Origin of the sequence: Leeuwenhoekiella blandensis MED217 (assembly GCF_000152985.1) — a bacterium.
GTDB lineage: Bacteria > Bacteroidota > Bacteroidia > Flavobacteriales > Flavobacteriaceae > Leeuwenhoekiella > Leeuwenhoekiella blandensis.
On sequence record NZ_CH672395.1, the window covers coordinates 2,549,816 to 2,562,375 of the forward strand.

At 39.9% G+C, this 12,560-nt stretch carries 8 protein-coding genes; all 8 read left to right on the forward strand.

The features are described 5' to 3' along the window. Positions 1–258: 258 nt before the first annotated feature. The 8 genes from thrA to MED217_RS11045 all read left to right on the forward strand — a co-directional run bounded on the left by thrA (position 259) and on the right by MED217_RS11045 (position 12,482). Positions 259–2,697: a bifunctional aspartate kinase/homoserine dehydrogenase I gene (thrA, locus tag MED217_RS11010; protein ID WP_009780597.1), complete on the forward strand. Its 2,439-nt coding sequence runs from the start codon at positions 259–261 to the stop codon at positions 2,695–2,697. A 9-nt stretch (positions 2,698–2,706) separates the two neighbouring features. Then, complete coding sequence (locus MED217_RS11015; protein WP_009780598.1) at positions 2,707–3,636, forward strand: homoserine kinase; 930 nt, start codon at positions 2,707–2,709, stop codon at positions 3,634–3,636. 84 nt (positions 3,637–3,720) lie between these two features. Further along, positions 3,721–5,019 carry a threonine synthase gene (gene thrC, locus MED217_RS11020; protein WP_009780599.1) on the forward strand — a complete coding sequence of 433 codons (1,299 nt, stop codon included), beginning with the start codon at positions 3,721–3,723 and terminating at the stop codon, positions 5,017–5,019. A gap of 53 nt (positions 5,020–5,072) precedes the next feature. Next, complete coding sequence (gene gcvT, locus MED217_RS11025) at positions 5,073–6,155, forward strand: glycine cleavage system aminomethyltransferase GcvT (RefSeq protein ID WP_009780600.1); 1,083 nt, start codon at positions 5,073–5,075, stop codon at positions 6,153–6,155. Positions 6,156–6,233: 78 nt separating this feature from the next. Further along, entirely contained in the window at positions 6,234–7,040 is an 807-nt protein-coding gene (locus MED217_RS11030) for a sugar nucleotide-binding protein (RefSeq protein ID WP_009780601.1), read from the forward strand. 6 nt (positions 7,041–7,046) lie between these two features. Beyond that, on the forward strand, positions 7,047–8,120 hold the full coding sequence (locus MED217_RS11035) for a DUF3810 domain-containing protein (RefSeq protein ID WP_009780602.1): 1,074 nt from the start codon (positions 7,047–7,049) through the stop codon (positions 8,118–8,120). Between the two features lie 89 nt (positions 8,121–8,209). Continuing rightward, positions 8,210–11,182 carry an amidohydrolase family protein gene (locus tag MED217_RS11040; protein ID WP_040532769.1) on the forward strand — a complete coding sequence of 991 codons (2,973 nt, stop codon included), beginning with the start codon at positions 8,210–8,212 and terminating at the stop codon, positions 11,180–11,182. A gap of 1 nt (position 11,183) precedes the next feature. Continuing rightward, positions 11,184–12,482 (forward strand): amidohydrolase family protein, encoded by a 1,299-nt coding sequence (locus tag MED217_RS11045; protein ID WP_009780604.1) that lies wholly within the window; start codon positions 11,184–11,186, stop codon positions 12,480–12,482. The last annotated feature ends 78 nt before the right edge of the window (positions 12,483–12,560 follow it).

Genomic DNA, 12,560 nt, shown 5'->3' on the forward strand with positions numbered 1-12,560 from the left:
TTCCTTGAAAAATCCTCAAAAATCAAAGTTTCAGCTTGTGCTTATGCGTAAAAATAATACTTTTGACTGCAACAGTTAATAACACATGAAAGCAATTAACAACATTCTTATCCCTACAATCGCTACCATAGGTATTGCGATCGCTTTCATTATTATTACCCCTTTGGGGTATTCTATTAACATATAACTTCCGGTACTTCTCGTGTTTACACGAAAATCAACTTATTTTTATAAAAACTCATTTCAAACACTAAAGCCATGCGTGTTTTAAAATTTGGCGGTACTTCAGTAGGAAGCGTCGCAAACATAAACCAAGTCATCAACATCGTTAAGAACGGTGCTCAAGATCAAAAGATAGCCGTTGTCGTTTCGGCATTAGGAGGCATCACAGATTTATTGATGCAAGCAGGAACAGATGCCAGCAATAAAGAAGATTACAATACTGCTTTTAAAGATATTGAAGCAAAACACATCGAGTTCACCCGAACATTAATTCCCGACAGCAAAGAAGCTTTAGACGAGATAAAAAATCTTTTAGGCAATCTTGAATCGCTTTTACAAGGCATTTACCTCATAAATGAACTTTCTCCTAAAACAGTAGATAAATTATTAGCCTACGGCGAAATTTTATCTTCTTCGATCATTGCTCGGGCAATGTATGCTCAAGGTCTGGATGCCGTGCGTAAGGACAGTCGAGATCTGATTACTACAAATGATAAACACACCAAAGCCGGAGTAAATTATAAAGTAACCAACAGTCAGGTGGAATATTATTTCACCAAAGCAAAACAAAAGATTACCGTATTGCCTGGTTTTATCGCAAGTACAGCGCAAGGCGAAACCACTACTTTAGGTCGCGGCGGTTCTGACTTTACAGCAGCTATTGTTGCTGCTGCACTTGATGTAGATCAAGTTGAGATCTATACCGATGTGAGCGGTATGTACACGGCTAACCCAAAAATGGTGAAGCAGGCAAAACCTATTGACAGCATTTCGTATCACGAAGCAATGGAGCTTTCACATTTTGGAGCTAAAGTTCTATATCCGCCTACGATCGTTCCGGTAATGAGTAAAAACATCCCGATACGCATTAAAAACACCTTGCAACCTGAAGACCCGGGAACACTTATTCATAATCAAGAAGGTCTTAGCGATAATCCTATCAAAGGCTTGAGCAACATCAATAATGTGGCGCTACTTACTCTTGAAGGCGGCGGTATGGTTGGAATTCCGGGCATCAGTAAGCGTTTGTTTGAAACCTTAAGCAACCAGGGAATCAACATCATTTTGATCACGCAGGCTTCTAGCGAACACAGCATTTGCTTAGGTGTGATGGAAGAAGATGCAGGAAAAGCTAAAAATGCCATTGACGAAGAGTTTGAATATGAAATTTCACTGAACAAAATCGATCCGTTAACGATCGAGATCGGTTTGAGCATCATTGCGCTTGTAGGCGATCAAATGAAAAGCCATCAGGGAATAAGCGGTAAAATGTTCAGTACGCTTGGTAAAAACAACGTAAACATTCGCGCTATTGCTCAAGGAGCGAGTGAGAAGAATATTTCTGCAGTGATCGCTCAAAAAGACGTTAAAAAGGCCTTAAACAGTCTTCACGAGCGTTTCTTTGAAGCACAACGCAAGCAATTGAACTTATTCATTACAGGAGTTGGAAATGTAGGTGAAAAACTACTGAACCAAATTCAGCAACAGCAAGAGTATCTTAAGAAACAGCTCAACATCAATATGCGTGTGCTGGGATTGAGTAATTCTCGCAAAATGCTTGTTGATGAAAACGGGATCGATTTACAAAACTGGAGTACACTCTTAGATGCAGGAGAACCTGCGACATTGGATGGTTTTCTAGATCACGTAGTAGAGCTCAATCAACGTAACAGCATCTTTGTAGATATTACCGCTAATGCTGATGTTGCCGATATGTACGGTAAATATTTAAAACAAAGTGTTGCCGTTGTGGCTTGTAACAAGATCGCTGCAGCTTCTGATTTCAAAAATTATAGCGAACTGAAGCGCTTAAGTAAAGCTTATAATGCACCCTTATTGTTTGAAACCAATGTAGGAGCAGGACTGCCTATAATTGACACCTTAAACAACCTTATTGCTTCAGGCGATCGTGTAAATCGCATTCAGGCGGTTTTATCCGGAAGTTTGAATTTTGTATTCAATAATTTCAAATCCGGAGATAGTTTCCACGATGTGGTACAAGCAGCAAAAGCTGAAGGTTTTACTGAGCCTGATCCAAGAATTGATTTGAGCGGTGTAGATGTTGCCCGTAAGATTTTAATCCTGGCACGTGAAAGCGGACTCAAAATCAACTTAGAAGATATTGAGAACGAACCTTTCTTAACGGAAAACAACTTGAATAGTTCTGACGTTCCGCACTTCTTTGAAACACTTAAAGAAGATGCCGAACATTTTGAAAAGCTCGTCGCTCAAGCCGAAGCTAAAAACTGTCGTTTGAAGTATGTAGCTCAACTCGATAACGGCAAGGCAAGCGTAGGACTTCAAGAAATTCCTGAAGGTCATCCGTTCTACAATCTTGAAGGTTCAGATAACATCGTGCTGTTCTTCACAGACCGCTACCCTACGCAACCTATGCAGATCAAAGGTGCAGGCGCAGGTGGTGATGTTACCGCTTCAGGATTGTTTGCAGACATCATAAGAACAGCCACTTTTTAAGCCGAAAAAATGAAAGAAATACGTGTCTTTTCACCGGCAACCGTTGCTAACGTAAACTGCGGTTTTGATGTTTTAGGTTTTGCTCTTGATGGTTTGGGTGATGAAATGGTAATTCGTAAAGTTCCTGAAAAAGGAATCAAAATCACCGAGATCACCGGCGCCGATTTACCGTACGAAGCGAAAGAAAATGTGGTGGGCGTTGCCGGCTTGGCTATGGTTGAAGCTTTAGATCTTGATTATGGTTTTGAAGTAGAAATTCATAAAAAAATAAGACTGGGCAGCGGTGTGGGCAGTAGCGCGGCAAGTGCTTCAGGAATTGTTTTTGGAATCAATCAATTTCTAGAGGAGCCGTTATCAAATCTTGAACTTACCGAATTTGGTATGAAAGGGGAAGCGGTTGCCAGCGGCAATGAACATGCTGATAATGTTGCGCCTTGCCTTTATGGTGGGTTTACATTAATTACCGGTTACGAACCTTTAAAGATTGTTTCCGTACCGGTTCCTGAAGAATTGTATGTGACCATTATTCATCCGCATATAACTATTAAAACCAAAGAAGCTCGGGAGATTTTACCTAAAGAAGTTTCGCTTAAAAATGCGATCAAACAGACGGGAAATCTGGCAGGATTAATCGCCGGACTATACACCAAAGATTACGATTTGATCGCTACGAGTACGCAAGATGTTTTGGTAGAACCTTATCGTAAAAACTTGATCCCTGATTTTGATTATTACAGAGACACGGCTCTTAAAAATGGAGGTTTATCTTTTGGAATTAGCGGCTCTGGACCTTCGATGTTTACGCTAAGTAAAGGTCTGCAAAATGCTGGTGCAGTTGAATTTGCATTGAAAAAAGCGTTAAAAGAAAAGAATATGCTTAGCGACAGCTATGTTTCTCCGGTCTCAAAACACGGAAACAGAATTTTAGAAAAAAATTAAACAGTTTAATTCGTGCGATTCGGAAAGTTTCCTAGTTGATTTAAAAGAATGTCGTACGAATACACATTCAATATTTATAAGAAAATGAACTTTTATAGTTTAAATGGTAAAGCGCCAGAGGTAGGTTTAGAAGAAGCTGTTGTACGCGGAATTGCACCCGACAAAGGATTGTATTTTCCCGAGTCGATCACACCGCTTCCACAGTCGTTTTTTGACAACATAGAAAACCTGTCAAATAACGAAATCGCATTCACTGCAATCCGTCAATTTGTTGATGGGGTCATTCCTGATACCGCCTTAAAAGATATTATCGCAGATGTGCTTTCTTTCGATTTCCCTGTTGTAGAAGTTGAAGAAAATATAGGAACGCTAGAACTTTTTCACGGCCCTACAATGGCGTTTAAAGATGTAGGTGCTCGATTTATGGCACGCTGCCTGGGTTATTTTTCGGCACAAAAAGAAACACAAGAGCCGGTAACGGTTTTGGTAGCTACCAGTGGCGATACCGGCGGTGCTGTTGCTCGTGGCTTTTTAAATGTGGAAGGTGTTGATGTTGTGATTCTGTACCCAACCGGCAAAGTGAGTGATATTCAAGAAAAACAATTAACTACTTTGGGCGCCAATATTACCGCACTGGAAGTTGATGGTGTTTTTGATGATTGCCAAGCCATGGTGAAAACAGCATTTCTTGATGAAGAAATTACTTCGCAACGCAAATTAACTTCTGCCAACTCTATAAATATTGCGCGCTGGCTGCCGCAACTATTCTATTTCCTGTTTGCGTATAAACAAGCCAAATCAAAAGGTAAAGAATTGGTTTTTTCTGTTCCTAGCGGAAACTTTGGTAATATTTGCGCGGGAATGGTTGCACATAAATTAGGAATGCCCGTAAAGCATTTTGTAGCTTCAGTAAACAGTAATGACATCGTTCCTGAATATTTAAAAACAGGAGAATACAAACCAAAACCTTCTGTTGCTACGATTAGTAATGCGATGGATGTTGGTGATCCTTCAAACTTTATTAGAATTCAGAAGTTATTCAACAACGATCTGGAAGCCCTTTCGCAGAAATTGTCCTCTTATTCATATTCTGACGAGGAAACCAAAGCAGCGATGCAAAAAATTTATGCAGAGACCGGTTATATCGCAGATCCGCACGGTGCCGTTGGTTATTTAGGTTTGAAACATTACCTGAAAGATCATCCTGATGCCTACGGTATTTTCTTAGAAACTGCACATCCGGTCAAGTTTTTACCGGTTGTAAATCCGGTGATTGATGCAGAAATTGAAATTCCTGAGCAGATCAAAGCAGTAATGGACAAAGAAAAACACGCGATCCCTATTAAAAATTACGACGAATTTAAGTCGTTTTTGTTAAGCTAGGTGCTGCGCTTTTCAGTGTAGTTTTGATACATTTGTGCTCTTAAAATTTACAGATGAAATCTACTGCACTTACCAAAATACATGAAAGCTTAGGAGCTAAAATGGTTCCGTTTGCGGGATACAATATGCCGGTTTCTTACGAAGGCGTAAATGCCGAACACGAAACCGTACGTAACGGCGTTGGCGTTTTTGACGTTTCGCATATGGGAGAATTTCTTGCCATTGGCGAGCAGGCCCTTGAGCTGCTTCAAAAAGTATGTAGTAACGATATATCAAAACTTAAAGTTGGCGGTGCGCAGTACAATTGCTTACCAAATAACGAAGGCGGGATTGTAGATGATCTTATTGTTTATCGCATTCGCGAAAATGAATATTTGCTCGTGGTAAACGCTTCAAATATTGAAAAAGATTGGGAATGGATTAGTAGTCATAACGAATTTGGCGTTGAGCTGAAGAACATTTCTGATGATTTTTCGCTCTTAGCAATTCAGGGCCCAAAAGCAATTGAAGCCATGCAGTCGCTTACCAAGACCGATCTTTCTGCGATCAAATTCTATAATTTTGAGGTAGCTCCATTTGCAGGTATCGATCACGTGATCATCAGCGCAACTGGATATACCGGCAGTGGTGGCTTTGAGATTTATTGCCACAACGATCACGCAGAGCAACTATGGGCTAAGGTTTTTGAAGCCGGAAAAGATTTTGGAATTAAGCCAATTGGTCTTGCTGCTCGTGATACTTTGCGTCTGGAAATGGGCTATTGCCTTTATGGAAACGACATTGACGATACCACTTCGCCCATTGAAGCTGGTTTGGGATGGATCACAAAATTCACTAAAGATTTTGTCAATGCTGAAGCCTTAAAAGCTCAAAAAGAAAACGGTCCCGAGCGTAAATTAGTAGGATTTGAACTTACAACGCGTGGTATTCCTCGTAAGGACTATGAGATCGTAGATGCAGATGATAATGTAATTGGCGTGGTAACTTCGGGAACAATGTCTCCTTCCCTATCCAAAGGAATTGGTCTAGGCTATGTCAAAACTGATTTGGCTAAACCAGATACCGAAATTTTTATCAAAGTACGCAATAAAAGCATCCCGGCTAAAGTTGTAAAACTACCTTTTTATAAAGCATAAAACACTAATTAGGTCGCTGTGGCACATGCAGAGACCATAATTAAAACGTGAACGCTCATTCAAAATACACACAAAATATTGATTTTGGGAGCCAGCGGCTTCCTGGGCGGTGCCTTGTATAAAGAATTACACAGGTACTATGACACCTATGGCACCTATCATACAGGCCGAATTTACTCAGACAATCAACATTTTATTCATTTTGATGTTTCTCGAGACAGCATTTACGAAATATTGAATCAAGTGCGGCCAACTGTCGTTATTTCGGCTTTGCGTGGTGATTTTGAAGGACAAGTAGAAGCGCACGAAGATCTTTGCGATTATGCGCAGCGTACCGGTATCTATGTGATCTACCTCTCTTCGGCTAATGTTTTTGATGCTTTTGTAAACTATCCCAGCTACGAGTATGATAAAACTTTATCAGAAAGCAAATATGGAAAGCTTAAAATACGCTGCGAGAATTTTTTTCTCAATTACCTGCCAGAAGAGCAATATGCGATCATCAGGTTACCGATGGTTTTTGGGATGAACTCACCTCGCGTGCGCGCCATAAAAAATGCTATTTTACTGCAAGAGCAAGTTGAAGTTTTTCCGCATTTGATTATGAATACGACTACTGATCGTAAACTGGCGCAGCAAATTCATTTTATCATCAACCGAAACCGTTTTGGGATTTTTCACTTGGGAAGTAATGACTTGATTCATCATCAAGAATTCATCAACGAAATCATTACTAAACTGGACATCAAGATCAAACCGAATTTCAAATTGGTTTATACCTCAAATTTTGATCGATATCTAGCCGTTTTACCTAAAGACAATAAATTACCCCAGCATTTAAGCATAACCAACGAAGAAGTAGTCGCAGAATCTCAAGCCTATTAAATACTGATGAAAATTAAAAAGCTTCTTATTTATTCTGGTGTTTTAGTGCTTCAGATCATTGGTCTCAAGTTACTTGCCTCCAATCCGGAATTTATCGAGCAGTATTACAGCAACGGAATCTACGAGTACACCTCTAGATTATTTCGGTATGTATTTGGATGGATTCCTTTTTCTTTTGGAGATTTGATGTATACCGCAGTGATTGTTTATCTACTGGTCGCTGTTTTTAAACTCTTCAGAAATAAATTCAAAACCTTTATTCCGTTTTTAACTCAAGGTATTTTATTTGCTAACATCGTTTATTTTGCTTTCCACTTTTTATGGGGATTAAATTACTATAGATTACCACTGCATCAAGCGCTTGGTATTGAAAACCAATACACCACAGAAGAGGTAATTAGTCTCACCCAAAGACTAATTAAAAGAGCAAATATGCTGCACGAAAGGCTTCAGCCAAACGATACGTTGCCTGTAGTTTTTCAGCAAGATTTACAAGACATTTTTGACAAAACCCCTGAAGGTTATGCAATTGTAGAAGATAATTTCCCAAAACTAGACTACCATCCCAAAAGCATTAAAAATTCGCTTTACCGTTATCCGCTGAGCTATATGGGATTTGGAGGTTATCTCAACCCGATAACTCAAGAAGGTCAAATAAATGGTTTGTTACCGGCCCATCGCTGGCCTTTAGTAAGCTGCCACGAAGAAGCACATCAATTGGGTTTTGCAAAAGAAAACGAAGCCAATTTTATTGCGGTTATGGCAACCACAAATAATCCTGATCCTTACTTCAAATATTCCGGCTATATATTTGCTTTGCGCTATTGTCTTAGTGATGTTTATCAAAGAAATCCTGCCGCAGGCGAACTGCTTTCTGCCAAAATAAAACCGGGAATTCTCGCAAATTACAGACAGTCGCGAGACTTCTGGATGGCGTATCAAAATCCATTAGAGCCTTTGTTAGCCAAATTTTACGGTGGCTATCTAAAAGCAAATAATCAACCTGCTGGAATGCAGAGTTATAATTATGTAGTGGCTCTTTTGGTGAATTATTTTAAGAAGCGTCCTCTTCACGTTTAAGCGTTAAAAATATCTTAATTACTCTTAAAATATCTTAAAGCCGCGTATTTACCTTTAATTTAGAGAGCATTCTTAAATTAAGTTAAATTATGAACAAAAAACTATTCTTCACCGGATGGTTATTATTCATGTTCTGTATGGTTTCAGCGCAGGAATATTATCCGGTAAACGATGGAGTAAAATCTATCAACACAAACTACACCCTATTCAAAAATGCAACCTTGCATCTTTCTCCAGGTAAAACGATTTCAAACGGAAGTTTGCTTATCAAAGACGGTAAGATTGTATCTGTAGGAAAATCAGTAGACAGCCCAAAAAATGCTGTGGTAATTGATCTGGAAGGGAAACACGTTTATCCTTCTTTTGTAGAAGCCTATTCTACTTTTGGTGTTAAAACACCAGAACGCTCCTTTGGTGGTCGCAGTCCGCAATATGAAGCAACACGTGAAGGCTATTATTGGAACGATCATATACGAGCAGAAACCAATGCTCTTGATGCGTTCAAGTATGATAATAAAGCTGCAAAAGATTTGGTTGAAGCCGGTTTTGGTGCGGTAAGTACGCATATGGCAGATGGTCTTGCACGAGGAAACGGAATTCTCGTCGCTCTAAATTCTGAAGGAAATACAGCAGAGCGTCTTCTTGATACTCGATCTGCACAATTCTTTTCATTCAATAAGAGTAACCTTTCGCAGCAATCGTATCCATCTTCTGTAATGGGTTCCACTGCTCTTATCCGTCAGGTTTTTGAAGATGCAGAATGGTATGCTGGTGGCAATGTTGACACTAGAGATCTTTCACTAGAGGCGCTAAATGCAAATATGGATCTTCCACAAATCTTTTATGGTGAAGGTCTTTATGATGATTTGCGCATCGCGAGTTTATCTAAAGAAACCGGAGTACCTTTTATCATCGTAGGTGGTGGTGATGAGTATAAGCGTATTGGCGAGGTTAAAGCTACCGGCGCTTCGTATATTATTCCTATTAATTTTCAGGATGCTTATGATGTTGAAGATCCGTATCAAGCAGATTTTGTAAGCTTAAGCCAAATGCTTGAATGGAACCAAGCGCCTACCAACCCGGCAAAACTAGACGAGGCAGGACTAACCTTTGCTATTACTTCTAATGGTTTGAAGTCTCCGGGAATGCTTTCTTCTATGTTGAAAAAAGCGTTTAAGTATGGTCTTGATAAAGAAACCGCTCTAGCTGCGTTGACTACTATTCCTGCTCAATTATTAGGAAAGTCAGAAGAGTTGGGAACACTTTCGCCTAATGCTTGGGCTAACTTTTTAATCACTTCAGGAGAACTTTTTGAAGAGGAAACAATTCTTTACGAAAACTGGGTTCAAGGTTCTCAAAATGTAATCAAAGATGCTTCGATAATCGACATTGATGGAAGCTATACCTTAAATACCGGTGGTAAATCTTATGATATGACCATCTCAAAATCTACAGAAAGACCTTCGGTAACTGTGAAGGATGGTGAGACAAAACTCGGTTCTAAAGTAGCTTACAATGATGGTTGGTTGAATGTTACTTTTACAGGTGACGCCGATAAAAAAGAGTATACACGTGTCATTGCACAAGTAAGTCCAAATACGCCTTGGAGCGGTAAAGCAATCTTACCTGATGGTTCTGAGACTTCTTTTAATATTTCGAAAAAACCTTCAACCGAAACGGAAGAGGAAGAAAAAGAAGACGATGACAAAGAAGAAGTTGCTCCAGAAGTGATGCCGCTTACCTATCCTAACGTGGCTTACGGCTATGAAGAAAAACCGGAGGCTGAAACAATTCTGTTTAAAAATGCTACGGTTTGGACTAATGAAGAAGCAGGTATTTTAGAAGAAACTGATGTACTTGTGAAGAATGGTAAAATTGCCAAAGTAGGTAAAGGACTAAGCGCCGGTGGGGCAAAAGTTGTTGATGCGACTGGTAAGCATTTAACCAGTGGTATTATTGACGAGCATTCTCATATTGCTGCATTTTCTATTAATGAGTCCGGTCAAAACTCATCTGCAGAGGTTCGTATGAAAGATGCGGTTAATCCTGATGACATAGATATCTACAGAGACCTTGCAGGCGGAGTTACCACCATTCAACTCTTACACGGTTCAGCAAATCCTATTGGAGGTCAATCAGCTGTGATGAAACTTAAATGGGGTTCTAGCATCGATGAGATGGTTCTTGATGATGCCAAGTTTATCAAATTTGCCTTGGGTGAGAACGTAAAGCAATCAAACTGGGGCAGCTACAGCAGATTCCCACAGACGCGTATGGGGGTTCAGCAAATGTTCACAGATTATTTTCAGCGTGCTAAAGAATATGAGGCTAAGAAAAATAGCGGCGAGCCGTATCGTACAGATTACGAGATGGAAACGCTTGTCGAAATCTTAAACGCAGATCGCTTTATCACTTCGCATTCTTATGTTCAAAGTGAAATCAATATGCTTATGAAAGTAGCTGAAAGTTTCGACTTTAGAATTAACACATTCACACATATTCTTGAAGGTTATAAAGTAGCTGATAAGATGCAAGAACACGGTGTTGCCGGTTCAACATTTAGCGACTGGTGGGCGTACAAGTATGAAGTGAACGATGCTATACCGTACAATGCGGCTATTATGTGGAGCCAAGGTGTACTTACCGGTATCAACAGTGATGATGCCGAAATGAGCCGTAGATTGAATCAGGAAGCTGCTAAGACTATGAAATATGGTGGCGTACCAGAAGAAGAAGCCTGGAAGTTTGTCACACTTAACCCTGCAAAAATGCTTCATATTGATGACCGTACCGGTAGTATTAAAGAAGGAAAAGATGCAGATTTAGTGCTTTGGTCAACCTATCCGATGTCTGTAAGTGCAGTTGCTGAAAAGACAATGGTTGAAGGTGTTGTTTATTTCGACATTGAAACCGATAAAGAACTGAAAGAAAAGGTTGAAGCTAAAAAGAATAAGCTTTCTACGATGATGCTTGGCGCCAAAAATAAAGGTCTTAAAACGCAGCCTGCTAAGAAGAACGAAAAACAGCGTTTAGATTGTGACACTTTAGAAACACTATACTAGAATGAAGACATTTAAAAAATTATATATACTATTATTTTTTGCAGTCCTTTCGCTGCAAGCACAGCAAACTCCTGCTCCGGTTCAAAAAGGTGACATAACGCTTACCGGCGGTGTTGCCCATATTGGAAATGGAGAGGTTATTGAAAACAGTCTGATTTTCATCACAGACGGAAAGATCGTTGGTGTTTATGATGCGACTACAACAAAGCGACCTCTTAAAGGAGAGATCATCAAAATTGATGGACAACACGTCTACCCAAGCTTCATCGCGCTAGACACCAAGCTAGGTTTGATTGAAATTGAAGCGGTACGCGCAACAGAAGATCAGGATGAAATTGGGGAGTACAACCCGCATATTGAAGCTATTGTAGCTTATAATGCAGAATCAAAAGTTGTTGAAAGTATGCGCCCTAACGGTGTGCTGCTCGCACAAACGGTTCCTCAAGGGGGTACGATCTCTGGAGAGTCATCTGTGGTACAACTAGATGCTTGGAATTGGGAAGATGCTGCCATTAAGCGCGGCGACGGAATTCACTTAAACTGGCCCAATAGTTTTAGACGTGGTCGCTGGTGGTTAGGTGAAGATGCAGGTTACAGCCCAAATAAAGAGTACGCGTCTAACATCACAGAAATTAAAGATTTCATGAGTCAATCTGCGGCATACGAAGCGGGCGATTCTTCTATTAAGAACTTACCTTTTGCAGCTATGCAAGGTGTTTTAGACGGAAGTCAAAATCTCTATGTACACGTTGATTCTGAAAAGGAAATCCTTGATGTTCTTAAGTTTAAAGAAGAAATGAATATCGACAAGCTTGTACTTGTAGGAGCTTATCGCGCGTATAAAGTTGCAGATGAGATCGCCAAAGCTGATGTACCGGTAATTCTTGCTCGTGTACATAGTTTACCTGAAGCTGAAGATGACGACTACAACATCTCTTTTAAAATGGCTGCAACCCTTGTTGAAGCTGGTGTTAAGGTTGCTCTAGGGAACAGCGGAGAGTATTGGGAAGCACGTAACACGCCTTTTTACGCAGGTCAAACAACTGCTCACGGTTTAAGCTTTGAAGATGCATTACAGTTGATCACTAAAAATGCAGCTGAAATCTTAGGAATGAGTGATCAGGTAGGAACACTTGAAAATGGAAAGGATGCAACCTTCTTTGTAAGCACGGGAAATGCTTTAGAAATGAAAGGAAACAACCTTACGCACGCATTCATCAACGGAAGAAGCATCAGTTTAGAATCACATCAAACTGAGCTTTGGAAACGTTATATGGAAAAATACGACCGAACAGAATAATTAGATTCTGTCTCTTAATTAGAATTAAACAAAAAAAGTCCGATTCAAAATGAATCGGACTTTTCTTTTATAGAAGTT

Excerpts from the sequence above, each read along its gene's own strand:
- thrA (WP_009780597.1), top strand. The coding sequence starts at position 259 with ATGCGTGTTTTAAAATTTGGCGGTACTTCAGTAGGAAGCGTCGCAAAC.
- MED217_RS11015 (WP_009780598.1), top strand. The coding sequence starts at position 2,707 with ATGAAAGAAATACGTGTCTTTTCACCGGCAACCGTTGCTAACGTAAAC.
- thrC (WP_009780599.1), top strand. The coding sequence starts at position 3,721 with ATGAACTTTTATAGTTTAAATGGTAAAGCGCCAGAGGTAGGTTTAGAA.
- gcvT (WP_009780600.1), top strand. The coding sequence starts at position 5,073 with ATGAAATCTACTGCACTTACCAAAATACATGAAAGCTTAGGAGCTAAA.
- MED217_RS11035 (WP_009780602.1), top strand. The coding sequence starts at position 7,047 with ATGAAAATTAAAAAGCTTCTTATTTATTCTGGTGTTTTAGTGCTTCAG.
- MED217_RS11040 (WP_040532769.1), top strand. The coding sequence starts at position 8,210 with ATGAACAAAAAACTATTCTTCACCGGATGGTTATTATTCATGTTCTGT.
- MED217_RS11045 (WP_009780604.1), top strand. The coding sequence starts at position 11,184 with ATGAAGACATTTAAAAAATTATATATACTATTATTTTTTGCAGTCCTT.